We start from the raw sequence: 26161 nt of genomic DNA, 5'->3' as shown, positions 1-26161 counted from the left end.
CCCAGCACTCGAGCCTCACCCGGTGTCGCGGAGGCCCTCCTCCTGATCCTCATCCTCGGGTTCACCGTCCGCCGGAGTCGCCGGCGTGTCATCGATCGGGCGGCGCATCTCCTGGCGGTAACGGAAGAGCCCGTAGCCGGTACCGACCACGAAGAACGCGATCGCGACGAGAGCCGCGGCGTCCTTGAGCCACGGAACGACGTCGAGCAGCCCCGCGCCGTAGTACCCGAGCATGATCAGCGTGGGAACCCAGCACACCGCGCCGACGGCGTTGGCGAGGATGTAGCGCCGGTTGTCCATGCGGGCGGCGCCGGCGATCATCGGCGCGAGGGTGCGTACCCAGGGCACCCAGCGGGCCACGACGATGGCCCAGAACCCCCAGCGGTCGAAGAAGGCGCTGGCCCGTGCGAGGTTGGCGCGGTTGAGGATGCGCCCGTTGCGGCGCGCGAGCATCCGCGTGCCCGCGTAGCGGCCGATGAGATAACCCACCTGGTTTCCGGCCACGGCGACGCCGGTGGCCACCACCCCGAGCGTCCAGGCGCTGGCCTCGTGGTCGCCCTGCGCGAGCACCACTCCGGCTGCGAGCAGCAGCGTGTCGCCGGGCAGGAACATCCCGATGATGAGCGCGCATTCGAAGAAGACGAAGACGAGCACGACCACCCACACCGTGACCGGTCCGGCCTGGGTGAGGGGCCCGAGGGCGTGGTACACGGTGGGCGCAGTGCTCACAGCACTCCAGGGTAGGTACCCCTGGGCTCGCCCGGGCGCTGAGCGGTGTTACCACCAGCGATGTCGCCCGGCGTGGTGTCACCCGGGGGTGTTACCGGGCGTGTGCCCCTGGGGTGCGGCGGGCGCGCAGCACCTCGATGATGATCGGCACGATCGACACCAACACGATGGCGATGAGCATCAGTTCGATGTTGTTACGCACGACCTCGAACTGGCCGAGCCAGAAGCCCAGCACGGTGACGCCCGCCGCCCACGCGACGCCGCCGATGAGTGAGTAGCCGAGGTAGCGCTTCGGCTCCATCCGGCCGACGCCCGCCATCACGGTGATGAAGGTGCGCACGACCGGCACGAACCGGCCGAGCACGATGGCGCGGTTGCCGTACTTGTCGAAGAACTCCTGCGTCTTGCGCACGTGCTGCGGCTTGAACAACCGGGACTTGGGCCTGTCGAACACCGCGGGACCGGCGGCGCGTCCGACCCAGTAGCCCGTGGCGTTGCCGGCGAAGGCCGCGACCACGAGGATCAGGCAGACCAGCCACAGCGGGGTCTGGATCGACCCCTGCGCCACGAACAGGCCACCGGTGAAGAGCAGGGAGTCGCCGGGCAGGAAGAACCCGAGCAGCAGCCCGCACTCGGCGAAGACGATGAGGGCGAGCCCGACCAGCGCCCACGGGCCGAGCCAGGAGATGATCGTATCCGGCTGGAGCCACTCGGGGCCGAGCGCGAGCGCAGTCACGGAAGGGAACGGTACCGGGCAGCTGTGGTCAGCCCAGGGCGGGGAGGAGCCCAGGCACCAGTAGCGACAACAGCGCAAGCGCGACGCCCAGCACCACGCCGCCGAGCAGCGCGATCAGCAGCGCCTTGCGTGCTCCTGTGTCGGATGCGGAGGTCGCCCGCGCCGTGCGGGGCACTCCGGGGCGACCCGCTCCCGATGCTCTGGCCCGCAGCGCCTCGGCGACGCGTCGCTCGGAATCGTCGCTCGTGCTCACAGGCATCATCGTGCCCCACCGCCGCTCATCACGCGCGCGACGGCCTCGAGGGCTCGGCTCGCCGTCGACTTCACCGTGCCGCGGCTGATGCCGGTGGATTCGGCGATCTCGGCCTCCGACAGCCCGCCGTAGTACCGCAGCACCAGCACCTCACGTTGCCGTGGCGGCAAGGTGGAGAGCGCGTCCACCACGGCCTGGTGCTCGGCCGACAGCATCGCCAGCGACTCCGCCGAGCGGGCGTTGACCTGGTGCGGCGGAACGTAGTCGCGCGCGGTGCGCCTGCGGCGCAGCACCGAGCGTGAGCCGTTCACCACAGCCGTGCGCAGGTAGCCGACGGCCGCGGCCTCGTCACGTAGCCCTGACCAGTGCCGATGCAGACCGGTGAACGCCTCCTGGACGACGTCCTCCGCTGTGCTCGGATCGTCCACCAGCAGCACGGCGAGCCGCACCATCCGCATCCGGTGGTCGCGGTAGAGGTCCGAGAGGGTGCGCGGCGTACCGGGGGCCGGAGCCGGCTCCCGGCTGGTGTCGATGCGGCGCAACCTGCTCAGCGTCTGCTCGACGGCGTTCTCCCCACCGTCGCGGATCATGCGACTCAGCCTAGTAGTGCGTACCTTCTCCGCTGACGGGGCCGTCGTCCTTGCATTGCGGGATACTGCGGCTGCAAACAACGAGGACGTCGAGGAGGCCCGACCGTGCCGATCGCCACCCCCGAGAAGTACAACGAGATGTTGGACAAGGCCAAGAACGGTGAGTACGCCTACCCGGCGATCAACGTGACGAGCACCGAGACGTTGAACGCCGCGCTGCGGGGCTTCGCCGAGGCGGAGAGCGACGGGATCGTCCAGATCTCCACTGGCGGGGCCGAGTTCCTCTCCGGCACGGCTGTCAAGGACATGGTGACCGGCGCCGTCGGACTCGCCGAGTTCGCGCACGTCGTCGCCGCGAAGTACCCGGTCAACGTCGCGCTGCACACCGACCACTGCCCCAAGGACAAGCTCGACACCTATGTGCGGCCGCTGATCGCGATCAGCCAGGAGCGCGTGGCCCGCGGGGAGAACCCGCTGTTCCAGTCGCACATGTGGGACGGGTCCGCCACCGAGCTGCACGAGAACCTGCGGATCGCCGCTGAGCTGCTCGACCAGGCCGTCAAGGCCAAGATCATCCTCGAGGTCGAGATCGGGGTGGTCGGTGGCGAGGAGGACGGCGTCGCCAACGAGATCAACGAGAAGCTCTACACCGCCCCTGGCGACTACGAGGACACGGTGGACGCGCTCGGTGCGGGCGAGAAGGGCCGCTACCTGCTGGCCGCCACGTTCGGCAACGTGCACGGCGTCTACAAGCCCGGCAACGTCAAGCTGCGCCCCGAGATCCTCAAGCAGGGCCAGGAGGTGGCCACCCGCAAGCTCGGGTTGGCCGATGGTTCCAAGCCGCTCGACCTGGTCTTCCACGGCGGCTCGGGCTCGCTGCTCGAGGAGATCCACGAGGCGCTGAGCTACGGCGTGGTCAAGATGAACGTCGACACCGACACGCAGTACGCCTTCACCCGCCCGATCGTGGGCCACATGTTCAACAACTACGACGGCGTGCTCAAGATCGACGGTGAGGTCGGCAACAAGAAGGCCTACGACCCCCGCTCGTACCTGAAGGCGGCCGAGGTCGGGATGTCCGATCGCGTCGTCGTCGCCTGCGAGAACCTGCGGTCGACGGGCCAGACCCTCCGCTGACCGACCCTCGGCAGCCGGGTGGGCCGGCTGTCCCGGCACTCGGGATCCGGACACGGCCGGGAAGGCGGCAAGATGCTGGCATGACGCTGCACGGCAACCTGCTCGGACCTGAGCCCACCCTGCTGCCCGTCGACCCGGCCGCCGCGGAGCTCGATCGCGGCGTCACGCCGGAGGAGGTCGCGGCCGCATACCCGACGTCGTCACTGGCATGGGCGGTGCTCGCCGAGCGTGCTCTCGAGAACGCGCTGACGATCACCGCCTACGCATACGCACGCACCGGCTACCACCGTGGCCTCGACCAGCTCCGTCGTTCCGGCTGGAAGGGCTTCGGCCCGGTTCCGTGGTCGCACGAGCCCAACCGGGGCTTCCTGCGGGCACTGGCCACGCTGCAACGGGCCGCTGCCCTCATCGGCGAGACCGATGAGGCGGAGCGTTGCCTGGCCTTCCTCACCGACTCCGATCCCGCTGCCCCGGCCGCACTCGGCCTGGGCTGACCCTTGCCAGCGGGGGTCCGGCTGGACCGGCTGGGCGTCCGGCTCCGGCGCGGCACCCACCGGCTGCGGGCCTCCGCGATTCCGATCACACAGTGCGCGGTGGCGGCGGGGCTGGCCTGGTTCGTGGCCCACGACCTGATCGGTCACCAGCGGCCGTTCTTCGCGCCGATCGCGGCCGTGATCAGCCTCGGCGTGTCGCTGGGCAACAGGCTGCGCCGCGTCGTCGAGCTGGTTCTCGGGGTGAGCCTCGGCGTGCTGGTGGGCGACCTGCTGATCTCCGCGATCGGGAGCGGTGCCTGGCAGATCGTCCTGGTGGTCGGGCTCGCGATGGCCATCGCGGTGTTCGCCGACGGCGCCACGCTGCTCGTCGGCCAGGCGGCGTCGTCCGCGGTGCTGGTGGCGACCCTGCTGCCACCCGGTCAGCAGGGCGGGATCGATCGCTGTATCGACGCGCTGGTCGGCGGCGCGGTCGGCGTGCTGGTCGTGGCCGTCCTGCCGACGGATCCGGTGGGCCCGGTCCGTCGCCAGGCACGTGCCCTGCTCGACGAGCTGGCCACCGTGCTCGACCTGATCGCGGACGCGCTGCGCAACCGCGACTCGGGTGCGGCCGCCCCGGCCCTGGAACGGGCGCGCGCCAGCCAGCCGCTCATCGACGAGCTGCGTGCCGCTCTGCGCGCGGGGCAGGAGATCACCGCGGTCGCACCTCTGCACCGCCGCCGTCGCCGGGTCCTCGGCCGGTTCGCGGAGCTCGCCGAGCGGGCCGACTACGCGATGCGCAACGCCCGCGTGCTCGGCCGCCGTGTCTACGTCGCCCTGGAGAACGACGAGCCCGTCACGCCGGAGCTGCCCGACCTCCTGGGCGAGCTCTCCTCGGCCGTCCGGGCGCTGACCGACCAGCTGGGGCGTGAGGGCGACCGGGAACGCGCCCGTGAGCCGGTGCTGGACGTCGTCCGGCACTCGTCGGCGCTGTCGGACGAGTGGACCGGTGGGCCGTCGGAGCAGGTGATCGTGGCGCAGCTGCGCTCGATCGCGCTGGACCTGCTGCAGGCCACCGGCATGACCCGCGCCGAGGCCCGCGAGGCGATGCGGCACCAGCCCCAGTCGTGACGGACCGACGGACCTGACGGGGCCGTGAGCGAGGAGTATCGACTGCGCTCGGCGCCACCGGGACGCCGTGCGAGCTGTCCCCGGGCGGGGCGGCCGGGTAGGTACAGAACGTGATCGGACCGGTCTCATGTCGGCGATATGGGCGCCATCCGGGTGATCGTGGGTCCCAATTGCCGCGTTGCGGGAACCTGTCGTCCACAGCCGACGTTCTCGGCGCGTGCATCTGGTCGTTCGCTGGCTCCTCGCACCGTTCGTCCGATTCCTCTACCGCCCGGTCGTGCACGGTGCGGAGCGGGTCCCTCGCTTCGGTCCGGTGATCATCGCGGCCAACCACCGGGCCGCTGTCGACACCGCCGTGATCGCGCTGACCGCAGGTCGTTCCGTCTCGTTCCTCGGCAAGGCCGAGTACTTCACCGCCACCGGGCTACGCGGACGTGCGTTCGCGTCGTTCCTCTCGGCGCTGGGCTACGTCCCCGTCGACCGTGCCAACGCCAAGGCCGGGCTCGCGGCGCTGGAGGCTGCCCGCACCGTGCTCGACGACGGTGGCGCGTTCGCGATCTACCCCGAAGGAACGCGCTCCCTCGACGGCCGGCTGCACCGCGGCCACACGGGCGTGGCCACGCTTGCGCTGAGCACGGGTGCTCCCGTCGTCCCGGTCGCGTTGATCGGCACCGAGCGGGTGCAGCCCGTCGGCGCCCGCTTCCCGCGCCTGCGCCGTGTGACGGTCCACTTCGGCGAGCCGCTCGACTTCTCCCGCTACGAGGGGCTGGAGGGCTCGGGCATGATCCGCCGCGCGGTGACCGACGAGATCATGGACGCGATCGCCGGACTGTCCCACCAGGAGTACGTCGACACCTACCACGAGCGCCCGGCGGCCTGATCTTGCGAGCCGGAGTGCTCCGGCTCCGCCGAGGCCAGCGCGGTCACCATCGCCGCGGCCCAGCCGGGGTGGCCGGCGACGGCGAGGGCGAGGCCCCGCTGCGCCGTCACCGCGTCGGGTCCCACGGACGTGGCGAGCGATCCACGGCAGGCGAGCGGGGTGAGCGACCACCACGGACCGGCCAGGCCGGGGTGGGGGTCCTCGCCCCACACCAGCACCTCGGTGGCCAGCACGCGACGCTCGGCGAGGTGGGCCGCGGAGGCGTGCAGGGCAGGGTCGCCGAGCTCCTGCTCCTGCACCAGCAGCGGGCGGCCTGCTGCGACGTCGACCACCCGTGTGAGCCCGCGGAAACGGCCCGATGCCTCGCCGCTGCGGCCTGCGACCAGCACCTCGCGGCAGCGCATCCGGGCTCCGGCGCCCAGCTCGGCGTGCAGTTCGGTGCGGTGGTCTGCGCGCCGGGTGACGATGGTGGGCTCCGGCAGATACTGGACGCCCGCCCCGTCGCCGATCCGTAGCCGGACGACGAGCCGGCTGCTCGTTCCCGCGCCCTGTCCCGGCAGCGCGACCGTGGCGGCCACCCCGGTGAGCACGACGTCCGCTCCCGGCCCGACGACGACCTCGAGCTCCACGTCGTCACCGCCGAGCGGCGTGGTGGCCGAGCCGACCATGTGGACGGTGGCGGCCGGGGAGCGGGACGCGGCGGCGCCCCGCCGGGGCAGCAGTGTCAGCGGGGGCTGTGACAGCAGGTCGCGGATGACACTGCGTTCGCCGTCCTTCTCGACGACGATCCGGGCTCTGGCCAGCACGGCGTCAGGCGGCGGGAACCCGCACGGCGGCGAGCTGGGCGAGCACCCACTCGGTGACGTCGGAGGCGGCCGGGTCGGTCACCAGGGACTGTGCGATCACCGGCAGCTCGCCGCGCATGCGGTGCGCATCGGCGGTCATCACCGCGAGGTCGGCGCCGACGTACGGGGCGAGGTCGACCTTGTTGATCACCAGCAGGTCGGCGGTGGTGACGCCGGGACCGCCCTTGCGTGGCACCTTGTCCCCGCCCGCCACGTCGACGACGAAGATCTGCCGGTCGATCAGGCCGCGGCTGAACACCGCCGTCAGGTTGTCGCCGCCGCTCTCCACGAGCACCAGGTCCAGATCGCCGAAGCGTTCCTCCAGCAGTTCGACGGCGTCGAGGTTGGCCGTGATGTCGTCGCGGATCGCCGTGTGCGGGCAGCAACCGGTCTGCACGGCCTCGATGCGGTCGGGGGTGAGCACCCCGGCTCGACGCAGGAAGTCGGCGTCCTCGGTGGTGTAGATGTCGTTGGTCACCACACCGAGGCGCAGCTTCGGCCCGAGCGTGCGGGCGAGGGCTGCGACCAGCGCGGTCTTGCCGCTGCCGACCGGACCGCCGATGCCGATCCGCACCGCCCGCCCGGACGGGGTCGGCGCGACGTGTGGGTCGGGCTCGGTGGCCGTCGGATCCAGCGAGTGCCCGTGACCGTGGCCATGACCATTAGTGCTCATGTTCACTCCGCAAGCTTCGTTCAGGAGACAAAGAGACGCACCTGCTCTCCGTTGTGGTGGACGTGGGCCTGGGCCATGAGGTCGAGGACCGGCGCGCCCGGTGCGGGCAGCCGGTCGGACGGCAGCGTCGCTGCGTGCGCGGCCTGCGCCACGACGGCGTCGAGCACGGGGCGCAGCGCGACGATCGCAGCGTTCACCGCCAGCGGGTCGAGCCCGAGCAGCCGCACCGCCGCCGAGGCCGGGCCGCTGATCGCGAGGTACGCCACGCACCGGGCGGCCTCGGCCGGAGTGCCGCCGTCGATGCCGACGACGGCCCCGACCAGCAGCGCGTGATGGGGGCGCGGCGCCACGGCGCAGAGGGCGTCGAGCGCGGGCGAGGGCCAGGAGAGCCGGGCAGCGCGCAGAGCGGCCCGGCCCTGCGCACGTGACGCGTCGCGCTGGGCCGCAGCGGGTGTGCGAGCGTCCAGTTCGGCGTCGAGCGCCGCCCAGTCCGCGGCCGGGCGCGACGCCGCCACCACCGCGGCCGCCGCGAACGCGGCACCGACGAGCCCCGCTGTGCGCAGGCGCCCGGACAGGAACGACCCCAGCTCGGGCAGACCGGTGAGCAGCCCACGGGACACCGCTTCCTCGAGCCCGCCCGAGTGGGCGTGCCCGCCGCCCGGGAACCGGGCGTCGGAAAGGGTGAGGGCGGCCAGGCTCGCCATCAGAAGAGGAAGTAGCGCTGGGCCATCGGCAGCTCGTCGACCGGTGCAGGCTCGATGAGCTCACCGTCGATGCGCACGGCGAAGGAGTCGGGGTCCACCCGCACGTCGGGCATGGCGTCGTTGCCGATCATGTGGTTCTTGGTGATGGTGCGGGTGTCGGCCACGGGCACCGGGCATTTCGCCAGTCCGAGCCGTTCGAGCGTGCCGAACTCCATTGCCGCGCGCGCCACGAAGTTCACGCTGGTGGCGGCGGCGACGGCGGGTGCGGCGCCGAACATCGGGCGGGGCAGCACGGGTTGTGGGGACGGGATCGAGGCGTTGGCATCGCCCATCTGGGCCCAGGCGATGAACCCACCCTTGAGCACCAGGTGGGGGCGCACCCCGAAGAACTTGGGGTCCCACAGCACCAGGTCGGCGAGCTTGCCGACCTCGACCGAGCCGATCTCGTGGGCCATGCCGTGAGCGATGGCCGGGTTGATCGTGTACTTCGCGACGTAGCGGCGTGCGCGCAGGTTGTCCGCGCGTCCGTCGCCGGGTAGTGCGCCGCGGGCGGCTTTCATCACGTGCGCGGTCTGCCAGGTGCGGATGATCACCTCGCCGATGCGGCCCATCGCTTGGGAGTCCGAGCTCATCATCGAGATCGCGCCCATGTCGTGCAGCACGTCCTCGGCGGCGATCGTGGTGGGCCGGATGCGGCTCTCGGCGAAGGCGAGGTCCTCGGGCACGTTCGGGTTGAGGTGGTGGCAGCAGATGAGCATGTCGAGGTGCTCGTCGATCGTGTTGACCGTGTGCGGCCGGGTGGGGTTCGTCGAGGACGGCAGGATGTTGGTGCGCCCGACGATCTCGATGATGTCCGGGGCGTGCCCACCGCCTGCGCCCTCGGTGTGGAAGGCGCTGATCGAACGGCCGGCGATCGCGTCGAGCGTGGACTGCACGAAGCCGGCCTCGTTCAGCGTGTCGGTGTGGATGGCCACCTGCACGCCGGAGGCGTCGGCCACCCGGAGGCTGGCGTCGATCGCGGCGGGGGTGGTGCCCCAGTCCTCGTGCAGCTTGAACCCGCCCGCTCCGGCGCGTAGCTGCTCCCACAACGCATCGGTGCTGGTGGTGTTGCCCTTGCCCATCAGCAGCACGTTGATCGGCAGGTGGTCCATCGCCTGCAGCATCCGCCCGATCGAGTACGGACCGGGCGTCACGGTGGTGGCCTTGGTGCCCTCGGCGGGCCCGGTGCCGCCGCCCGCGAGCGTGGTGAGCCCGGTGGAGAGCGCGGTGTCGACCAACTGCGGGCAGACGAAGTGGACGTGCGGATCGATCCCACCGGCGGTGAGGATCATCCCGTTGCCCGCGATCACCTCGGTGGACGGTCCGATCACCAGCGTGTCGTCGACACCGTCCATCGTGTCGGGGTTGCCGGCCTTGCCGATCCCGGCGATCCGCCCGTCGCGGATGCCGACGTCGGCCTTCACCACACCCCAGTGGTCCAGCACCACGACACCGGTGATGACGACGTCCGGGGCGCCTTCCGCACTGGTGCGCTGTGACTGGCCCATCGACTCGCGGATCATCTTGCCGCCGCCGAAGACCACCTCGTCGCCCGACGCGGCGCCACGGCTGAGGTCGTCGGTGACCTCGATCAGCAGGTTGGTGTCGGCCAGCCGGATCCGATCGCCCACGGTGGGGCCGAACAGATCCACATAGCGGGAACGCTCGATCGACGTCACGGCTGACTCCCGTAGGTGAGGGGACCGGGTTCGTGGCCGCGTTCGTCCAGGGCGCCGGCGAACTCGACGCGCAGGCCGTGGACGACGCGCGCGCCGGCCAGCGGCACCAGCGTCACCTCCCGCTCCACCCCCGGCTCGAACCGGACGGCGGTGCCGGCCGGAATGTCCAGATGCCGGCCCCATGCCGCGGCCCGGTCGAATTCCAACCCGAGGTTGGCGGCCGCGAAATGAAAGTGCGACCCGACCTGTACCGGTCGATCTGCCGCATTCGTCACCACCAGGGTGATCCGATCGCGCCCCGGATTGAGCGCTATGTCCCCTTCGCCCAGAATGATCTCGCCGGGGCCGCCCGGCGCGCCTCCGCCCGCCACGTCAGGCGATCGGATCGTGGACGGTGACGAGCTTCGTGCCGTCGGGGAAGGTGGCCTCGACCTGCACCCGATCCAGCATCTGCCCCACCCCGTCCAGCACCTCGTCACGGGTCAGGACCTTGCGGCCGCTCGACATCAGCTCACTGACACTGCGACCGTCCCGCGCGCCCTCCAGGACGTGATCTGTGATCAGAGCGACCGCTTCGGGGTAATTCATCCGCAGGCCACGGGCACGGCGGGAGCGCGCGACGTCCGCTGCGACGTGGACGAGCAGCTTGTCGCGCTCCTGGGGAGACAGGTGCATTCAGCCAGTTTTGACCGAGAATGTTAACGGGATGGATCAACGATGTTTCGTGACTTCCCCGCAGTCACCCGTAAGGGACGCACAAGCAACCAGTCCTGCGTGTGGCGGTACCACGTCCAGCGCGGCACCTGGCGCGGATGGGCCACACCGTCGTTGATGACGGTGGCCGGCTCGCAGCCCACCTGCACCGCCCGGCCCAGTGCCGAGCCCCGGCCGTGTGGAGCCCTCGGTGCCACCGCGCGCTCGCGCCCGTCCGGGGTCCGTCCGGTCCATCCGGCGCGCACGGCGATGCCGGCCGGGCCCGGCGTGACCACCAGCCGCCGTGTCCTGCCGCGGAGCACCAGAACCGAATCGCAGTAGCACTCGCCTGCGAGGTCGTGGATCTCCGCACGCCCGACGAGCACGCCACCGGCGTCGTCGCGGACCAGGGGAACCGGCGACGCCGCACCGGTGAGCGCGAGGCGCAGGGCGTTCTCCCCCGTCGGGAGGCCCCACGCGGCGGTCGCCGCCGACCGGGCGGTGGGCAGGTAGGCCACCTCGACGCCCAGCCGGTCGGTGCGCAGCAGCCGTGTCAGCACGGCCGCGAGGTCGGAGTCGGTGCCCGCCACGACCACTCGTTGCGGCTCGTGTTCGGCGAGCACGGGGTCGACAGCGGTTCTGTCCGGTCTCGTGGGCAGGGCGACTTCGGGCACCCCGGCCACCAGACCACTACTGTTGACCCCGAGCGGACGTGCCTGCCCGTCATCCGAGCAGGTCAGCAGCACCACTGTGGAATCGATCGTGCTCACGGGATCGGTTACCCTCCCCGCCGCGGTGATGGGCATAGGACTGGAGTTTTCACATGCCGGCGATCGTGCTGATCGGCGCCCAGTGGGGCGACGAAGGCAAAGGCAAGGCCACCGACCTCCTCGGGGGGCAGGTGCAATGGGTGGTGCGCTACCAGGGCGGCAACAACGCCGGCCATACAGTAGTGCTGCCCGACGGACAGGACTTCGCCCTGCACCTCATCCCATCCGGGATCCTCACGCCAGGCCTGCGCAACGTCATCGGCAATGGCGTGGTGGTTGACCCTGGGGTGCTGCTCGACGAGCTCTCCGGCCTCGAGGCCCGCGGTGTGGACACCAGCAACCTGCTGATCAGCGCGGATGCGCACCTGATCATGCCGTACCACGTGGCCATCGACAAAGTCACCGAGCGGTTCCTGGGCAAGGCCAAGATCGGCACCACGGGCCGGGGTATCGGTCCCGCCTACCAGGACAAGGTCGCGCGCGTGGGCGTTCGGGTGGCCGACGTCCTCGACGAGAAGATCCTGCACCAGAAGGTGGAGGCGGCCCTGGAGTTCAAGAACCAGGTGCTGGTCAAGGTCTACAACCGCCGCGCGCTCGACGTCGACGAGGTGGTGGACACGGTGCTCGCTCACGGCCGCCGGTTCGCCGACCGGATCGCCGACACCCGCCTGCTGCTCAACCAGGCGCTCGAGGCCGGCGAGACGATCCTGCTGGAGGGTTCGCAGGGCACCCTGCTCGACGTCGACCACGGCACCTACCCCTTCGTCACCAGCTCGAACCCCACTGCGGGTGGCGCGGCGGTGGGCTCGGGCATCGGCCCCAACCGCATCACCCGGGTCATCGGGATCCTCAAGGCCTACACCACGCGTGTCGGCTCCGGTCCGTTCCCCACCGAGTTGCTCGACGCGATGGGTGAGCAGCTGCGCAAGGCGGGCGGCGAGGTCGGTGTCACCACCGGGCGGCCGCGCCGCTGCGGCTGGTTCGACGCCGTGATCGGCCGCTACGCGGCACGGGTCAACGGGATCACCGACTTCTTCCTCACCAAGCTCGACGTGCTCTCCGGGCTGGAGAAGGTGCCGATCTGCGTGGGCTACGAGGTCGACGGGAAGCGGATCGACGAGATGCCGATGACGCAGACCGACGTGCACCATGCCCTGCCCGTCTACGAGGAGCTCCCGGGCTGGTTCGAGGACCTCTCGGGGTGCCGCACGTTCGAGGAGCTCCCGGCGGCGGCGCGCGACTACGTGCACCGCATCGAGGAGCTCACCGGCGCGCCTGTCAGCGCGATCGGCGTGGGCCCCGGCCGCGACCAGACGATCACGCGCGACGTCTGAGCAGACCCTGTTTTAGCTGGTCAGCGGACCACGCTGCCGCACCGTTCGTCGCCACGTCCCGCCGAGCGGGCGGCGGGCGGCGATCGAGCCGTTGGTGCGGGGAGTGGCCGGCGTTACGGGGGCGCGCGTCCGCGGGATTCGTGGACGACCGGCGCCTTCGTCCGGTAGGTCGGGACTGGCGGGCCGTTGGTGCGGGGCGGGCTCGGGGCCTCGGCTCGAGAGAGCGCGCGTCGGACGGCGACCACGTCGCACCCGCCTCCTCTGAGGCCCGAGGCGCGCGGTCAGGAGATGTCGATATTGCTGTTTCAGTTGAGTTGTCCAGGCGGGACGACGAGAACTGGGCGGTGTTGGTGTTCGATCAGGGCGTGTGAGACCGAGGGTTGGATGAGGCGGGAAAGGGCGGCTCGGAGTCCTTCGCCGCGGGTGCCGACGACGATCAGGAGTGCGTTGTGTTCGTCGGCTGCGGCGGCGAGCGCCCTGACCGGGTTGCCTCGGCAGGATTGGTAGGTCCATGGGAGGCCGGTTCGGGTGAGGGCCGCTTCGACCTGGTGACGCTCGTCGACGAGGGTTTGTTCGCCCTGCTCCTCCCAGTCGGCGGAATCGGGGTCGACGGGGTAGTCGTCGAGGACCACGGCGTGGACGACGTGTAGTTGAGCCCCGAGTCGGCGTCCGAGTTCTGCGGCGACGGCGAGGGCGTTGTCGCTCGCGGTGTCGCGGCAGTGTCCGACGATGAGGGTGTTGGCCGGATTCTTGCTCGATGTGGCGAGCACTCTCTCGGGTTGTTCAAGCAAGGCGGTCATGTCCGTCGCTCCTGTTGTCGTGCTCCACCAATTGTGTTGGGTGAGCAACTCGGATCGTTGTCGTGCGGCTCTTCCGTCGGGTGGACGGCAGGCGGGACGGCGGGGTGGCGGTCTTCCGGGCAGCGGTGCGCGCATCCACGCTGTGATCCGGCGACGAAGGGAGACGGCGAGCCCTAGTGCTGCGGGCCGGGCCGGGAAGGTGGGGAACTCTTGCTGTCATGTCCTACCTCCAGAGTCGAACCCTGTTGGTAGGAGCTATCAGCCCGGGTGGGCGGTCAACGGCGAGCCCCATCGCCTGTGACCCACATCATAAACCTTGCCGGGCCTTCGTGTGCACTTCTCGCAGCAATCTCTCCCGCGAGGTGCGACAGCTGGCGAGCGAACGGGCGGCTATGCGGTTCAGGCCGCGCAGTTGCCCGTGTTCACTTCGCTGCGCAGCCCGGATGCGGCCTGCACGACGTGCGACACCTGGTCGACGGTGAGGACGAACCCGGTCTCCTGGTCGTCGAGTGCGGCGCCGAAGACCACACCGATCACGGTGCCGTCGGGTGCCACGAGCGGGCCGCCGGAGTTGCCCGAGCGGACCACGGCCCGCACCGTGTAGACCTCGCGGGTGACCTCGCCGTCGTCGTAGATGTCGGGGCCCTTCAGGTTGATCATCGACCGGATCTTCGCCGGCGTGGCGGTGAACGGCCCGTCCAGCGGGTAGCCGAGCACCACGGCGTCGTCGCCCGGCTTGGCCGGCTGCGGGTCGAACGTCAGCGGCTTCGCGTCCAGGTCGGGCACTCGCAGCACCGCGAGGTCGACACGGGGGTCGTAGGACACCACCTCGGCGCTGAGCTCGACCGTGCGGCCGCGCCTGTTCACCACCTCGACGCCGGTCTCGGACGTACCCGCGACGACGTGGGCGTTCGTGAGCACGAGCTGAGGTCCGATCACGAACCCCGTGCCTTCGAGCTGGCGCGCACACGACGGCGCACGACCCCGGATCTTGAGGACGCTGCCGCTCAGGTCCTCGATCACCGGGCTCTGCGCGAGAGCCGGATCGGGCGGGCCGACCTCCGTGATCGGCGTCTCCGCGAACGGGCTGAGCACGTCGGGGAAGCCGGAGTTGTTGAGCAGTTGCCGCAGCTCCGCGGGCAGCGCCTTGGCTCCGGCCGGCATCACCGAGTCGACGGCGCGGAGCACCTCCGACCCGCGGACGCCCGAGGCGAGGCCGGGGAAGCTGGCCGACGCCAGCGGCAGCGCGACCAGCCAGGCCGCGATCACCACGGTGACGGCCTGCAGCACAGAGCCCAGCGTGGAGTCGACCTGCAGCGAGCGATGGCCGGTGATCCGGTCGCGGATGCGGCGCCCGAAGAAGACGCCGGTGGTCTCGCCGAGGGCCACCAGCAGCACCACCACGACAACACTGACGATGACTCGCGTGGTGGGCGCCTCCACACCCGCGGCCAGCAAGGGCGCCAGCCGGACCCCGAGCACCGCCCCCGTGAGCACCCCGACGAACGACAGCAGAGCCACCGCCATGCCGTGGCGCCAGCCGGAGACGGCCGCGATCAGCGCCAGCCCCAGAACGACCGCGTCCACCCAACTCATCGCACGACCTCGCTGCGCTCGGTCGGCGCTTCGCGGAGGCGCTGTGTCGATGATTCGCTCGCATGCTCGCTCATGGGCACGACGCCGCTGCGCTCGGTCGGCGCTTCGCGGAGGCGCTGTGTCGATGATTCGCTCGCACGCTCGCTCATCGCACGACCTCGCTCTGCGCGCCCAGCCCAGCCCCCCGGGGCCCCGCGCTCATGATCCTGCGACCTCCTGCCGACCGGCCCGTGCCGCCGACCACGCTGCGCCCAAATCGTCCACCCGTGCGGTGTCCCAAGGGCGCGCCCAGCCCCCCAGATCCAACAGGGCGGACAATAAGCCCCCCGTGAACCCCCACACCAGCAACCCCGCTACGACGAACGCGGGGCTGCTGGTACCGGAGGGATTACGCACCGTGATTCTGTTGGCGGGCTCGGCCAGATCGACGAGTGGCACGCGCACCACGGCGGCGGTCTCCGCCGCGTCGACCGCGTGCACGGCGACGGGGCGTTCCCAGTGCGCGAGCACCGGGGTGACGACGAAACCCGATGGCGGGATGAACAGTTCGGGGAGCACGGCCAGCGGAACGACCCCTTCGGGTTCCACACCGGTCTCCTCCTCGGCCTCTCGCAGCGCCGTGGCGACCTCATCGCGGTCGTGCGGGTCAGCACTGCCGCCCGGGAACGCCACCTGGCCGGCGTGGGTGCGTAGGGAGCTGGCCCGCTCGACGAGCAGCACGTCGGGACCGTGCACCTGGTCCTCACCGAAGAGCACCAGCACGGCGGCCCGGCGGGCACCGGCGCGGGGCGGGATGCGGTGGTGGCTCAGCGTCTCCGCGTCGGCTTCGCCCACCCGCCGGAGCAGAGGTGAGAGCCATTCCGGTGCGCGCTCCGGCTGCAGCCGCGTCACGACGATCCCTTCGACAGCCGGTCCACAGCGGCCGCGACCTCGTCGGTGCTGCGGAAGGGGATGGGTGGATCGACCATGACGACGCTGCCGTCGGCGCGCACGATGTAGGACACGGGCAGCGCGGGTGGGATGCCGAGGGCGCCCCGGAGCGCGCCGTCCGGGTCGGTGACCGAGGGCAGCGTGACCTCGGTGTCGCGCAGGAGCGCCAGCGCGGCCCGGGGGTCGTCGCGCTCGTCGATGCCCAGCACGGGAACGGCGCCCGGCCGGGCCGCGTACTCGGCGAGGACCGGCAGCTCGGCGCGGCACGGCCCGCACCAGGACGCCCAGACGTTGATGAGAGCCGGACGCCCGGCGAGCGCGGCGCCGACGTCGACGTGGCCCGGTGCGCCGAGACACGGGACGGTGACACCGGCCAGCGGGCCGGCGGCCGGAGCGCCGCTGCCCGAGGGGCACGGCTCGATGCGTGCGGCGGCACGCAGCGGAGCGAGCTCGGAGTCGGGCACGGAGACCGACTGAGGCGCGGTGGGCGGCTCCCCGGCGGTGGAGGGCTCGGACGCGCTGCGCGGCCACAGCGCGAACACGGCTCCCGCGGCGAGCAGAACGACGACCAGGGTGGTGACCAGCTCTGATCGCCGGACCTTGAGCTGCTCACGGCTCACCGCCGCGCCTCCCGGCCGCAACGGTGGGGCCGGCCCCGGACGAGCGAAGTCACGGCGCGTCCTGGTCCTCGCCGCCGGCCGCGGGCGCGGGCGCCTCGTCGTCGGGGATGCCGACCATGGCAAGCAGGTGCGGCCGCGACGGTCCCTTGAGGAGTGCGGCGGCCTTGATCGGATCGGTGGGGCCCGTGCCGTAGGCGGGACAGTCGTCGGCGAGTGTGCAGGCGCCGCACGCGGGCTTACGCGCGTGGCAGACGCGGCGGCCGTGGAAGATCACGCGGTGGGAGACCATCGTCCAGTCGCGCTTGGGCACGAGCGCACCGACGGCGTGCTCGACCTTGACCGGATCCTCTTCCTCCGTCCAGCCCCAGCGCCGGACGAGCCGGCCGAAGTGGGTGTCGACGGTGATGCCCGGTACGTCGAAGGCGTTGCCCAGGATCACGTTGGCCGTCTTGCGGCCGATCCCAGGGAGGGCGACCAGTTCGGGGAGGGTGTTCGGCAGCACGCCGTCGTGCTTCTCGACGACGGCGGCACCGAGCCCGATGAGCGAGTTGGCCTTGTTCCGGAAGAAGCCGGTGCTGTGGATCATCTCTTCGAGCTCGGCGCGGTCGGCCTTGGCGTAGTCGAGCGCCGTGGAGTACCGCCTGAACAAGGCTGGCGTGACCGAGTTGACGAGCTTGTCGGTGCTCTGCGCGGACAGGATCGTGGCGACGGCCAGTTCCAGCGGCGTGGTGAAGTCGAGCTCGCAATGCGCGTCGGGATGGGTGGCGGCGAGGGTGCGAAGCATCCGGCCGACCCGCCGGGCCCGGCCTAGAGACGGCTCGCCGTCGGCCACCCGTTTGGCGAGGCGCGCAGCGTTCCGCGCAGCGGTGGTCACGCTTCGAGCGTACGGCGCCACACCGACAAGAGGCGAAGGTGCTGGTCGGTCAGCGGTCATCACGGACCGTGACTGGCGAATGTTACGAGACGATATCGACACGCCGACGTGCTCACCCCCTGCCCGACGGTCGTCATCACTCGTGCGGGAACATCAGCGTCGTCATGACTGCCTGGTTGTCAGTCCTCGTGCCGCTGCTGGTGATGTTCTTCGCGCTCGGGATGGAGCGTGTGGAGTCGAAGCTGCGTGAGGCCACTCTGCGCCCGGAGGAGCTCGAAGAGCTCCTCGAACGACCGCGCCCGGACGAGGTTCGGGCCCTTTTCAGGCAGGGCACGGGCCGTGCGCTCGAGCTGTTCCGGCTACGCAACCGGCGCGGCCGGGGGCCCCGCCCACCCAAGCGCAGCAAGGCGGCATGACCGGGCTCCGGGGGAGCCCTCAAGACCGGTCGAACCGCACTGAACTGGGCTTATACGTGATGAAATCGCCCCATGGTGGCCACTGGAGAGCGGTCGCGGCGGCACGCACCAAACGCACACCCCCTAGACTGGCGCGCCAGTGGTCCGCCGCGGCTGAGCGGCCGGAACGAGGGGCGGTGCAGTGGACGAGGTTCTGATCCGCGCGGGGATCTTCCAGGGAGTGGAGCCCCACGCGGCTGACGCTCTGGCTCAAGCGCTGGAGCCGGCGGAGTTTCCGCGTGGACATGTCATCTTCGCGGAAGGTGAGCCGGGAGATCGGCTTTACATCGTCGGCAGCGGCAAGGTGAAGATCGGACGGAAGTCTCCGGACGGTCGCGAGAACCTGTTGATGGTGGCCGGGCCGTCCGACATGTTCGGCGAACTCTCGATCTTCGACCCGGGGCCGCGTACATCGTCGGCCACCGCGGTCACCGAGGTTCGGACGTACACGATGGACCGCGCGGCGTTGCGGGAGTGGATCGGGAAGCGACCCGAGATCGCCGAGCAGCTGCTCCGGGTGCTCGCCCGGCGGTTGCGGCGCACCAACAACATGCTCGCCGACCTGATCTTCACGGACGTGCCTGGCCGGGTGGCGAAGTCGTTGCTGCAGCTGGCGCGGCAGTTCGGGTCGCAGGAGTCGGGCCTGTTGAGGGTCACCCACGACCTCACCCAGGAAGAGATCGCGCAGCTCGTCGGCGCGAGCCGCGAGACGGTGAACAAGGCGCTGGCCGACTTCGCCCACCGGGGCTGGCTGCGGCTCGAGGGCAAGAGCGTGCTGATTCTCGAGCCCGAGCGGCTCGCTCGTCGGGCCAGGTAGCGCACCGGCCTCCGTCGGTTCGGCTCTGCTCGACCTGACCGGGACCTGACGCCTGGTAAGTCGCCAATCGGCACTGCGGTAAAGAACTGGTACGCACGTACCAAAATGTGTCACGCTTCTGGCGTGTCCTCATCGTCCGCATCGCTCTCCGACTACCGCGTCGTCCTGACGTCCCCCGGCGCCCCGGGCCCCGTGCTCGCCTCCGTGGTCGGCCGTCTGCCGATCGCGATGATCGGCCTGGCCACGCTGCTCTACGTGCAGCGCGCAACCGGCTCGTTCGCGGCTGCCGGTCTCGTCTCGGCGGGCGTGCTGGTCGGCGAGGGGACGGGCGCGGTCCTGCAGGGCCGCTTCATGGACCGGCGCGGGGCGACGAGGCCGTTGATCCTGGCCGCGGTGCTGTTCGGGCTGGCGGTCGCCGCTCTGGCTGCCGCGGTCGAGGCCGATCAGCCACTACCGGTGCTCGTGGCGCTCGCGGTGGTCGCCGGGCTCGTGCAGCCCGCCCTACCGGGAGCCTCCAGGGCGCTGTGGGCCGACCTCGTGCCGCCTGGCCCTCTGCGCTCCACCGCTTACGGATACGAGGCGATCAGCCTCGAGGTCTTCTTCATCCTCGGTCCCGCAATCGCCGCGTTCCTCGTGGCCGCGCCGTGGCCAGGCACCGGCTTGGCGGTGGCGGCCGCGGCCATGGTTGTGGGCACCGTCGGTTTCGCACTCACCCCCGCTGTGCGCGCCCGGTCGGCCAGAGCGGCGCACGGCGGTTCACCCGCTGTCGGAGCCCCGTCGCCGGGGCTGCTCGGCGCCCTGGCGGAGCCGGGGATGCGCACGGTGGCGCTCGCGTCGCTCGGGTTCGGGCTCGTCGTCGGCACGGTCGAGGTCGGCGTGCCTGCGGTCACGGCCGCGGCCGGCTCGGCCGCGATGGGTGGCGTGCTGCTGTCGGCATGGTCGGTCATGTCGGTGCTTGCCGGCGTGCTCTACGGGCTACGGCCGTGGCCGCGCCCGTTGCACCTGCGGATGCCGGTGCTGCTGGGCGTCTTCGCGGTGTTCGTCGCCGCCATGGCGCTGACCGGGCCGACGGGGTCGCTGGCCGTGCTCGTGGTGGCGATGCTCCTGGCCGGAGCTGTGATCACCCCGCAGGTCACCGCCCACTCGATGGCCGTCGACGTCGCGGCGCCGGCTGAGACGGCGACGGAGGCGTTCGGCTGGGTGATCACCGCTGCGACGATCGGGATCGCGGCCGGGCAGTCGGTGGCAGGCATCGTGGTGGAGGAAGCGGGCCCTCCTGCGGCGTTCCTGGCCGGTGGCGTGGCAGGCGCGGTGCTGGCCGTGGTGCTGTGGCTGCGCCGGGGCACGCTCGCCACCACGCCCGCTGCGGTCCCCGTGGTCGCCTGACGGCGTCCTCAGCGCTCCGCGCGCAGGTAGTCCAGCTGCGCCCGCACCGACAACTCCGCCGCCGGCCAGAGCGTCCTGTCCACGTCGGTGTAGACCACCTCCACCACCTGTCGTGCCGACGCGTCGGGGCCGAGCTTCCCGAGTGCGGTGCGGACCTGGTCGAGCCGCTGTTCGCGGTGGGCCAGATAGGCCGCAGCCGCGGCCGGGGCGTCCGGGAGTTCCGGTCCGTGCCCGGGCAGCACCGTGGTGCCGGCGGGCAGCTCACTCAGCAGCCGGAGCGAATCCAGGTACGGACCCAGGGCCCCGTCGGGGTGCGCGATCACGGTGGTGCCACGGCCCAGGATCGTGTCGCCCGTGAGCACGGCGGGTCCTGCAGAGGGACCGTGGAGCAGGAACGAGAGGGAGTCCGACGTGTGGCCCGGCGTGCCGACCACGCGCAGCTCGACTCCGGCGCCTGCCACCACGTCGCCGTCCCCGAGAGCCTCCGACTCCAGCACGAGCGAGGGGTCGAGGGCCCGTACCGGCGCTCCGGTGAGCTCGGCGAAGCGGCGTGCTCCTGCGGCGTGGTCGGGGTGGCGGTGCGTGAGCAGGACGAGTGCCACCGGACCGTGCGCGGCGACCCGGCGCAGATGCTCCTCATCCTCCTCACCAGGGTCGACGACCAGACACTCCTCCACGTCAGGAGCCCGCAGCACCCACGTGTTCGTGCCCTCCAACGTCATCGGCGAGGGGTTCTCCGCCAGCAGCACCGACGCCAGCGCGGTGACGGGCCGCAGCTCGCCGTACGCCGGGTGGCTCATGCGCTCCCTCCGGGAGCGATGCGTTCGATGTCGATCTCGAAGTCGGGGTCGCCCGGCAGTACGACGACGACCTTCTCACCATCGGGGCGCACCACCGGGGTCACCGGCTGCACCACGCGCTCGTCGGCGGCCGCGAGGACCGATGCACTGTCGGGGTGCTCGGCGATCTCCTGCAGCGTGCGGACCGTGGGGGCCATCAGCTCGATCTCGCCGCGTTGCCAGTGCTCCAGCGCCTCGGCCGGGTGCCACCACGTGGCCTCGACGGCCTCGGTGGTGTGGGCGTCGGCCTCCTGGCCCTCCGGGACGAGCGCCACGAAGAACACCGTGTCGTACCGGCGCGGCACCGCGGGGGGAGTGACCCAGCGCGCCCACGGACGGAGCAGGTCGGCGCGCAGCACGAGGCCGGTCTCGGTGAGCATCTCGGCGAGCGTCCGCTGCCGGGCGACCAGGTCGGCCCGGTAGCGCTCCACGTCTGCGGGTAGCTCGGGCGCGGCCAGCAGCACGCCGCACTCCTCGAAGGTCTCCCGCACCGCGGCCTGCACGAAAGCCCCTGCAAGCTCGGCGTCACAGCTGAGCCGCTCGGCCCACCAGCTCGGATCCGGTCCGGCCCACGACGGCAGCACGGCGCGGTCCGCTGCGGCGACACCCCCGCCGGGGAAGACCGTCATGCTGCTGGCGAAGGCCATCTCGGGCACCCGCCGTTGCAGGAAGACCTGTAGCGGGGTGCGCCCGGGCGGAGCGGCGGGGGCGTCACGCACGAGCAGCACGGTTGCCGCAGGCCTCGGGACGACGGGCTCAGAGGGCATGAACGGACAGTAACCCGCGGCCGGGCAGGATGTGTGGTGTGGATCAGCTGCGAGTGGGTCTTGTCGGTGGTGGCCCGTGGGCCCGCAACGTGCACGGGCCCGGACTCGCGGCACACCCCTCCACGGAGATCACGGCGGTCTGGACCCGCAGGCCGGAGGTGGCTGACGAGCTCGCTGCCGAGTTCGGGGGCCGTGCGTGCGACCGGCTCGACGACCTCCTCGACGACGTCGACGTGGTCGCCTTCGCCGTCCCGCCGCAGGTGCAGGGCGAGCTGGCCGTCCGGGCCGCCGCGGCGGGCAGGCACATGATCTGTGAGAAGCCGCTCGCCGGATCGGTCGAGGATGCGCGAGCGGTGGTGAGCGCCGTGCAGCGAGCGGGTGTCCACTCCTCGATGGTGCTGACGCTCCGGCATTCTCCCGCGGTGCGCGAGTGGCTCGCGGGCATGCCGTCTGCCCCAGCGGGCCCGGACACGGTGGCCTCGGCGCGCTGGCTCTCAGGAGCGCTGCTCGGCGGCCCGTACTCCGCATCGTCCTGGCGTATGGAGCACGGCGCGCTGCTCGACCTGAGCCCGCACGTGATCGATCTCCTCGAAGCCGCCGTGGGCCCGGTCGCGTCGATCGACTGGGCGCACCACGACGAGCCCGACCTGTGGCGGTACGGCCTCGTGCACGAGGGCGGGGCCCACAGCACCGTGACGATGTCGATGCGACTGCCCATCGATCCGACGGAGACCGAGTTCGCGGTGTTCGGTCCGGGCGCGTCCCACCGGCTCGCCGGCCGCACCGCCGATGCGTCCACCTGTTACGCGGCGCTGCTCGACGAACTCGTGGCTGCCGTCGCCGGAACGGGGCCGGCGCCGGCACTGGGCGTCGAGAGGGGCCTGCGGCTGCAGGAGCTCATCGAGCAGGTGCGCGCCGCCGCCGGATGACGGGCGGCGTCAGCCTGCCAGGTCGGGCGGATCCCTCCGGGGGTTGCCGTTGCCGCCGGAGCCGTTGCCGTTCGACCCGCCCGGTGCCGATCCGTTGGCGATGCCGGCCCGGCGGATGACCCGCGGCCTGGTGCCGCCCTGGAGCTCGGCCTGGAGCCGGGCGAGCAGATCGCGATCGGAGTCGCTGAGCCGCGCCAACGACTCCGGCCGCAGCCCGAGTTCGGCACTAGCAGCGTCGGGCAGCGGCGTGGGTGCCGGAGCGGCCTGAACGGACGGCTCCGGCCGGGGTGCGGGTTCCGGCTCGCTCGGCTCGGCGGGAGGCTCCGCGATGCCCGTGCCCTCGCCGATCTGTTCGTCGGCGTACCGGTGCCGGGCGGGACGCCGGGGTGCCGGTCTCGGCTCGCGCGATGGCAGCTCGTCGTCGTAACGGGCGGCTGCTTGGCCCGGCCGAGGGGGGCCGACGCGCCGTTCGGGCACGTCCTCGGACGTCGGCTCCGGCGCGTCGGGGCGCCGGGGCGGTTTGTCTGCCAGTGCCGACGGCGCCATCGCCCACGATCCCGACAGCCACTCGGAGGACCACTCGTCGTCGCCGCGAGCCGGCTCACGGTCGTCGTCGCCCGGCGTCGGCGTCTTGCCCGCAGCACCGCGCGGGTGGTCCTCACCGATCGTGGGGTCGAGCAGGGGCTCCAGCAGCGGCTCACGAAGCGGCCCGCTCAGCGGATCGTTCAGCGCGTCGAAGGCGGGTGTCTGACCGAGCGAGCGGAAGATGTCGTCGTCCCGCGGGTCCTGAGGCGATGGGCGGGGCGGTTCCGCTGCGTCGGCGACCCGCTGCGGCAGCTCGGTGCGGTGCTCCTCCGCGGGCGGTCCACCCGCCTGCCCGTTGACAGGGCCCTGCGTGCCGGCGGGCGGGACGCTCTCGCCGCGGCGGGGCAACGGGCCCGGTGCAGGCGCGGGAGGGCGGTTGATCGGGGTGACGGTGGGACGCGGGGGTTGTGGTGCAGGCGTTGGCCGCGGTGGCCGGTCTCCCCGGATCGGGAGCGAGTCGGACGGCGGAAGGTCCTCCTCCTGCGGGTCGCTGAACAGCGGGTTCTGCTCCGCCGGTTGTCGTGCCCCCGTGCCACCCGGTTCCGGGTGTGCTCCGGCGTCCTCGGCCCCGAGTCGTGCTGCGGTGTCGCCGGCGTCGGTAGGACGCTCTCCGAGCCGTGCCGCGCCGTCCCCCGCGCCACCTGCGCGATCGTCCGCTCCGGGCTGCTCGGTGTCGCTACGGGTGCCGAGCCACGCAGCGGTGTCGCTCCCACCGGGCGCGTGGTCGTGGGTTGTCTGGTCACCGGGTGCGGGCGGCGGTGTGGCGTCGTCGCCTGTGCCGTCGGCTGCCGCGGGTCGTGCTGCGGTGTCGGCGGAGTCGCCTGCGCGGTCGTCGACTTCGGGCTGCGCCGGCTGATCGCCGGCCCCGGGCCGTGTCTCGACGTCGCCGGTGCTGATCGCTCGATCGCCCGCCGGTGGCTGCGCCGTGTGGTCGCGAGTGGCCGGTCGTGCTGCGGTGTCGCCAGGGCCGGTGCGCTCGTCGGCGCCGGGCGGTGGCGTCTGCTTGCGGGGACCAGGCCGTCCCTCGGCTATCGACCGTTCCAGGAGGGCCTCGAGTCGTGCTGCGGTGTCCCCTGCGCCGGCCATGCGGCCGCGAGCGTCGGGTCGTGGTGCGGCGTCTCTGTCGCCGCCTGCGGGGTCGCCCTTTCCCGGCCGCGTGGTGGGGTCGTGGGCGCCCATGCGTGGTGCGGTGTCAGCGGTGCCGGTCGGTGGCTCACCGGCTGCGGGCTGTGCGGCCTGGTCGCCGCGGGCGTCGAGACGTGCCGCGGTGTCGCCGGTGCCGTTGGCGGCGGGCGAGGAGCCGTTGCCCGGGGCACCGGTGTGGCCACGGGTGCCCGGCCACGCTCCGGTGTCGCCGGTGCCGGTCATGTGGTCGGTTCCGCGCCGTGCTGCGGGATCGCCTGCCACGGGTCGCCCTGCGGGCTCACGCGCTTCGAGCCACGACGGGCCGCCGCGGGTGCCGTCACGTCGCGGAAGGTCTGCCGGCCGCGCCCCGGGGTCCACTGCTCGGAGCCGTGCTGCGGTGTCACCGTCGGCGGGTCGCGCGGGGTTGTCGCCTGGTGCGGGCCGCCCTGCGGGATCGCCGGCCTCGCGGCGTGCTCCGGTGTCGCCGACGCCTGCCCGTCCAGCGGCCCCGTCGGTGCGAGGTCGTGCTGTCGGGTTGCGGGGCGCGGGGCGCGCCGCGGTGTCGGCGCCTCCCAGCCATGCTGCGATTTCGCCGGTTACTGAGCGTGCTCTGGTGCTGGCGCCTCCGAGCCACGCCGCACCTTCGCCCGGTGCGGGCGGTGTCTTCGGCTTGGCTGCTGGGCGTGTTCTGGTGTCGGCGCCTCCGAGCCACGCTGCGCCGTCGCCCGGTGCGGGGCGTGCTGCCGGCTCGACGGCTCCGGCTCGCGCGGCGGGGTCGTCGGCGCCGCGGGGCTGGACGGCCGGCAGCGAATCGGTGCCTGCCTCCGATGACCCGGACTCGGCCGCCGCCGCGGGCCTGCGGTGCGGAAGCGGGCCGGCAGGCGCTGATTGGCGTGGGTCGGCAGGAGCGGCCGGCCGCGGGTCGGAGACGCCGGCTCGGGGCGGGGTGCCCAGGAGGCCTGCGACGTCGGCCTGCGGGGGTGCCAGCGGGTGCCGGGCCTGACGCGCTTCGGGGGACACAGGCGCACCAGGGGTGGGCGCAGGACGCTCGGAGAGCCAACCGGGAAGCTCCGCGGCGCGCTCGTTCTCGTCGTCCCATCGGATCGGACGGGCGCGGCGCAGGGCGGCGGCGTGGTACGCGGGCAGGGGCACGCCCGCGATGAGGACCTCCACCGAGGCGGGAACGCCGGCCCGATCGAGGATGACGGCGAGCTGGTACGCCAGCACGTCGGTGGCCCGTGCTCCGGGCTGCGCCTCCACGAGCACCACCGGATGCGGCAGGGGACCAGGAGCGGAACCGGCGGGTGTCAGGCGACGGGCTACGAGCACCCGGCAGCCCTGCAGCTGCCGGGCGGGCACGGCCAGCAGGGCCGCGGCCACGACGTCGTCGGACGGACCGGGCTCGAACCGGTGCTCCGAGCTCTCCTCGGGGCGTGCCGGGGGAAGCGTGGCATCGGGGTCGAGGTCGGTGCGGGCGGAGCGGGCAGCGGCGACGAGTGCGGAGCGCACCGGCTGGGGGAGAACGGCGCCTGCGGCCACCAGGCTCGCGGTCAGGATCTCGACGGCGTGGGCGTCCTCGCCCACGGCGACCAGCTCACGTGCCCAGGCCAACAGGTCGTCGTCCACCCGGCCGGCCAACGACAGCAGCAGGTCGTGCGTCGTCTCCGGTGACGTCTCGTGCTCCACTCGGCCTCCCTCCCGTACGCCGGTCCGAGCCGACTGCCATGCGACGCCCTGGCACCGCCGAGTGTCAGTCCCCGCCCGTCACGCGCCGG

The 26161-nt window shown here is 72.1% G+C and carries 28 protein-coding genes and 1 riboswitch; of the genes, 9 read left to right on the top strand and 19 right to left on the bottom strand.

Going from position 1 to position 26161, the window contains the following annotated elements; genetic code table 11:
* Positions 1 to 15: 15 nt before the first annotated feature.
* From ABD743_RS07480 to ABD743_RS07465, 4 genes are all read right to left on the bottom strand, one after another.
* Entirely contained in the window at positions 16 to 729 is a 714-nt protein-coding gene (locus ABD743_RS07480) for a DedA family protein (RefSeq protein ID WP_344720148.1), read from the bottom strand.
* Positions 730 to 820: 91 nt separating this feature from the next.
* Complete coding sequence (locus ABD743_RS07475) at positions 821 to 1465, bottom strand: DedA family protein (protein ID WP_344720147.1); 645 nt, start codon at positions 1463 to 1465, stop codon at positions 821 to 823.
* A 28-nt stretch (positions 1466 to 1493) separates the two neighbouring features.
* Entirely contained in the window at positions 1494 to 1718 is a 225-nt protein-coding gene (locus ABD743_RS07470; protein ID WP_344720146.1) for a hypothetical protein, read from the bottom strand.
* A gap of 5 nt (positions 1719 to 1723) precedes the next feature.
* Positions 1724 to 2308 (bottom strand): RNA polymerase sigma factor, encoded by a 585-nt coding sequence (locus ABD743_RS07465; protein ID WP_344720145.1) that lies wholly within the window; start codon positions 2306 to 2308, stop codon positions 1724 to 1726.
* A gap of 105 nt (positions 2309 to 2413) precedes the next feature.
* On the opposite strand from ABD743_RS07465, the gene fbaA reads away from it, so the two are divergent.
* The 4 genes from fbaA (at position 2414) to ABD743_RS07445 (ending at position 5926) form a co-directional block, all read left to right on the top strand.
* Positions 2414 to 3445, top strand: a complete 1032-nt coding sequence (fbaA, locus tag ABD743_RS07460) for a class II fructose-bisphosphate aldolase (RefSeq protein ID WP_344720144.1) — start codon at positions 2414 to 2416, stop codon at positions 3443 to 3445.
* A gap of 80 nt (positions 3446 to 3525) precedes the next feature.
* Entirely contained in the window at positions 3526 to 3939 is a 414-nt protein-coding gene (locus ABD743_RS07455) for a DUF3151 domain-containing protein (protein ID WP_344720143.1), read from the top strand.
* Between the two features lie 3 nt (positions 3940 to 3942).
* On the top strand, positions 3943 to 5046 hold the full coding sequence (locus ABD743_RS07450; protein ID WP_344720142.1) for an FUSC family protein: 1104 nt from the start codon (positions 3943 to 3945) through the stop codon (positions 5044 to 5046).
* Positions 5047 to 5263: 217 nt separating this feature from the next.
* Positions 5264 to 5926 (top strand): lysophospholipid acyltransferase family protein, encoded by a 663-nt coding sequence (locus ABD743_RS07445; protein ID WP_344720141.1) that lies wholly within the window; start codon positions 5264 to 5266, stop codon positions 5924 to 5926.
* Here the strand turns inward: ABD743_RS07445 and ABD743_RS07440 are convergent.
* From ABD743_RS07440 to ABD743_RS07410, 7 genes are read right to left on the bottom strand one after another with little or no spacing between them, the layout of a single operon-like run.
* On the bottom strand, positions 5902 to 6732 hold the full coding sequence (locus tag ABD743_RS07440; RefSeq protein WP_344720140.1) for an urease accessory protein UreD: 831 nt from the start codon (positions 6730 to 6732) through the stop codon (positions 5902 to 5904). The two genes, ABD743_RS07445 and ABD743_RS07440, sit on opposite strands and share 25 nt — an antisense overlap.
* A gap of 4 nt (positions 6733 to 6736) precedes the next feature.
* On the bottom strand, positions 6737 to 7444 hold the full coding sequence (gene ureG / locus ABD743_RS07435; protein WP_344720139.1) for an urease accessory protein UreG: 708 nt from the start codon (positions 7442 to 7444) through the stop codon (positions 6737 to 6739).
* Between the two features lie 20 nt (positions 7445 to 7464).
* Positions 7465 to 8148 (bottom strand): urease accessory protein UreF, encoded by a 684-nt coding sequence (locus ABD743_RS07430; RefSeq protein WP_344720138.1) that lies wholly within the window; start codon positions 8146 to 8148, stop codon positions 7465 to 7467.
* On the bottom strand, positions 8148 to 9866 hold the full coding sequence (locus ABD743_RS07425; protein ID WP_344720136.1) for an urease subunit alpha: 1719 nt from the start codon (positions 9864 to 9866) through the stop codon (positions 8148 to 8150). Before ABD743_RS07425 ends, ABD743_RS07430 begins: the two co-directional genes overlap by 1 nt.
* The gene (locus ABD743_RS07420; protein WP_344720134.1) at positions 9863 to 10237 is read right to left on the bottom strand and encodes an urease subunit beta; all 375 of its coding nucleotides are present in this window, start codon (positions 10235 to 10237) and stop codon (positions 9863 to 9865) included. Before ABD743_RS07420 ends, ABD743_RS07425 begins: the two co-directional genes overlap by 4 nt.
* A 1-nt stretch (position 10238) precedes the next feature.
* Positions 10239 to 10541, bottom strand: coding sequence for an urease subunit gamma (locus ABD743_RS07415; protein WP_241036697.1), 303 nt, complete (start codon positions 10539 to 10541; stop codon positions 10239 to 10241).
* 23 nt (positions 10542 to 10564) lie between these two features.
* Positions 10565 to 11329 (bottom strand): hypothetical protein, encoded by a 765-nt coding sequence (locus ABD743_RS07410; protein ID WP_344720132.1) that lies wholly within the window; start codon positions 11327 to 11329, stop codon positions 10565 to 10567.
* 53 nt (positions 11330 to 11382) lie between these two features.
* On the opposite strand from ABD743_RS07410, the gene ABD743_RS07405 reads away from it, so the two are divergent.
* Positions 11383 to 12663: an adenylosuccinate synthase gene (locus ABD743_RS07405; RefSeq protein ID WP_344720130.1), complete on the top strand. Its 1281-nt coding sequence runs from the start codon at positions 11383 to 11385 to the stop codon at positions 12661 to 12663.
* A 305-nt stretch (positions 12664 to 12968) separates the two neighbouring features.
* Here the strand turns inward: ABD743_RS07405 and ABD743_RS07400 are convergent, their stop codons facing one another.
* The 5 genes from ABD743_RS07400 to nth form a co-directional block, all read right to left on the bottom strand.
* Positions 12969 to 13463 (bottom strand): universal stress protein, encoded by a 495-nt coding sequence (locus ABD743_RS07400; protein WP_344720128.1) that lies wholly within the window; start codon positions 13461 to 13463, stop codon positions 12969 to 12971.
* Between the two features lie 242 nt (positions 13464 to 13705).
* Positions 13706 to 13768: riboswitch (Fluoride riboswitch) on the bottom strand.
* A gap of 94 nt (positions 13769 to 13862) precedes the next feature.
* The gene (locus tag ABD743_RS07395) at positions 13863 to 15059 is read right to left on the bottom strand and encodes a MarP family serine protease (RefSeq protein WP_344720126.1); all 1197 of its coding nucleotides are present in this window, start codon (positions 15057 to 15059) and stop codon (positions 13863 to 13865) included.
* A 198-nt stretch (positions 15060 to 15257) separates the two neighbouring features.
* Complete coding sequence (locus ABD743_RS07390) at positions 15258 to 15956, bottom strand: NUDIX hydrolase (RefSeq protein ID WP_344720738.1); 699 nt, start codon at positions 15954 to 15956, stop codon at positions 15258 to 15260.
* Complete coding sequence (locus ABD743_RS07385) at positions 15947 to 16609, bottom strand: TlpA family protein disulfide reductase (protein WP_344720124.1); 663 nt, start codon at positions 16607 to 16609, stop codon at positions 15947 to 15949. The genes ABD743_RS07390 and ABD743_RS07385 overlap by 10 nt, the downstream gene beginning before the upstream one ends.
* 49 nt (positions 16610 to 16658) lie before the next feature.
* Positions 16659 to 17483 (bottom strand): endonuclease III, encoded by an 825-nt coding sequence (nth, locus tag ABD743_RS07380; protein WP_379659002.1) that lies wholly within the window; start codon positions 17481 to 17483, stop codon positions 16659 to 16661.
* A 164-nt stretch (positions 17484 to 17647) separates the two neighbouring features.
* Between nth and ABD743_RS07375 the strand changes: the two genes are divergently transcribed.
* From ABD743_RS07375 to ABD743_RS07365, 3 genes are all read left to right on the top strand, one after another.
* The gene (locus tag ABD743_RS07375) at positions 17648 to 17899 is read left to right on the top strand and encodes a hypothetical protein (protein ID WP_241036703.1); all 252 of its coding nucleotides are present in this window, start codon (positions 17648 to 17650) and stop codon (positions 17897 to 17899) included.
* A gap of 181 nt (positions 17900 to 18080) precedes the next feature.
* Positions 18081 to 18755: a Crp/Fnr family transcriptional regulator gene (locus ABD743_RS07370; RefSeq protein ID WP_241036704.1), complete on the top strand. Its 675-nt coding sequence runs from the start codon at positions 18081 to 18083 to the stop codon at positions 18753 to 18755.
* Positions 18756 to 18860: 105 nt separating this feature from the next.
* A complete protein-coding gene (locus tag ABD743_RS07365) occupies positions 18861 to 20141 on the top strand; it encodes an MFS transporter (protein ID WP_344720122.1) in 1281 nt (426 codons plus the stop codon).
* An 8-nt stretch (positions 20142 to 20149) separates the two neighbouring features.
* On the opposite strand, the gene ABD743_RS07360 is transcribed toward ABD743_RS07365, so the two are convergent.
* A complete protein-coding gene (locus ABD743_RS07360) occupies positions 20150 to 20941 on the bottom strand; it encodes an MBL fold metallo-hydrolase (protein WP_344720120.1) in 792 nt (263 codons plus the stop codon).
* Positions 20938 to 21747: an NUDIX hydrolase gene (locus ABD743_RS07355; protein ID WP_344720118.1), complete on the bottom strand. Its 810-nt coding sequence runs from the start codon at positions 21745 to 21747 to the stop codon at positions 20938 to 20940. The genes ABD743_RS07360 and ABD743_RS07355 overlap by 4 nt, the downstream gene beginning before the upstream one ends.
* A gap of 29 nt (positions 21748 to 21776) precedes the next feature.
* On the opposite strand from ABD743_RS07355, the gene ABD743_RS07350 reads away from it, so the two are divergent.
* Entirely contained in the window at positions 21777 to 22676 is a 900-nt protein-coding gene (locus tag ABD743_RS07350) for a Gfo/Idh/MocA family protein (RefSeq protein WP_379659001.1), read from the top strand.
* A gap of 9 nt (positions 22677 to 22685) precedes the next feature.
* Here the strand turns inward: ABD743_RS07350 and ABD743_RS07345 are convergent, their stop codons facing one another.
* Complete coding sequence (locus ABD743_RS07345) at positions 22686 to 26072, bottom strand: hypothetical protein (RefSeq protein WP_344720114.1); 3387 nt, start codon at positions 26070 to 26072, stop codon at positions 22686 to 22688.
* Between the last annotated feature and the right edge of the window lie 89 nt (positions 26073 to 26161).

The sequence above is a fragment of the Pseudonocardia yunnanensis genome, assembly GCF_039534065.1.
In the GTDB taxonomy this organism is placed as follows: domain Bacteria; phylum Actinomycetota; class Actinomycetes; order Mycobacteriales; family Pseudonocardiaceae; genus Pseudonocardia; species Pseudonocardia yunnanensis.
Note: the sequence above shows the minus strand (reverse complement) of the source record. Positions and strands in the feature narration are given on the sequence as shown.

What these genes read in the sequence shown, in the direction of transcription:
- ABD743_RS07355 (WP_344720118.1), bottom strand. Translation starts at nt 21,747, where the DNA reads ATGCCCTCTGAGCCCGTCGTCCCGAGGCCTGCGGCAACCGTGCTGCTC.
- ABD743_RS07400 (WP_344720128.1), bottom strand. Translation starts at nt 13,463, where the DNA reads ATGACCGCCTTGCTTGAACAACCCGAGAGAGTGCTCGCCACATCGAGC.
- ABD743_RS07405 (WP_344720130.1), top strand. Translation starts at nt 11,383, where the DNA reads ATGCCGGCGATCGTGCTGATCGGCGCCCAGTGGGGCGACGAAGGCAAA.
- ABD743_RS07455 (WP_344720143.1), top strand. Translation starts at nt 3,526, where the DNA reads ATGACGCTGCACGGCAACCTGCTCGGACCTGAGCCCACCCTGCTGCCC.
- ABD743_RS07465 (WP_344720145.1), bottom strand. Translation starts at nt 2,308, where the DNA reads ATGATCCGCGACGGTGGGGAGAACGCCGTCGAGCAGACGCTGAGCAGG.
- ABD743_RS07360 (WP_344720120.1), bottom strand. Translation starts at nt 20,941, where the DNA reads ATGAGCCACCCGGCGTACGGCGAGCTGCGGCCCGTCACCGCGCTGGCG.
- ABD743_RS07365 (WP_344720122.1), top strand. Translation starts at nt 18,861, where the DNA reads ATGTGTCACGCTTCTGGCGTGTCCTCATCGTCCGCATCGCTCTCCGAC.
- ABD743_RS07430 (WP_344720138.1), bottom strand. Translation starts at nt 8,148, where the DNA reads ATGGCGAGCCTGGCCGCCCTCACCCTTTCCGACGCCCGGTTCCCGGGC.
- ABD743_RS07415 (WP_241036697.1), bottom strand. Translation starts at nt 10,541, where the DNA reads ATGCACCTGTCTCCCCAGGAGCGCGACAAGCTGCTCGTCCACGTCGCA.
- ABD743_RS07375 (WP_241036703.1), top strand. Translation starts at nt 17,648, where the DNA reads ATGACTGCCTGGTTGTCAGTCCTCGTGCCGCTGCTGGTGATGTTCTTC.
- ABD743_RS07350 (WP_379659001.1), top strand. Translation starts at nt 21,777, where the DNA reads ATGTGTGGTGTGGATCAGCTGCGAGTGGGTCTTGTCGGTGGTGGCCCG.
- ureG (WP_344720139.1), bottom strand. Translation starts at nt 7,444, where the DNA reads ATGAGCACTAATGGTCATGGCCACGGTCACGGGCACTCGCTGGATCCG.
- ABD743_RS07395 (WP_344720126.1), bottom strand. Translation starts at nt 15,059, where the DNA reads ATGAGTTGGGTGGACGCGGTCGTTCTGGGGCTGGCGCTGATCGCGGCC.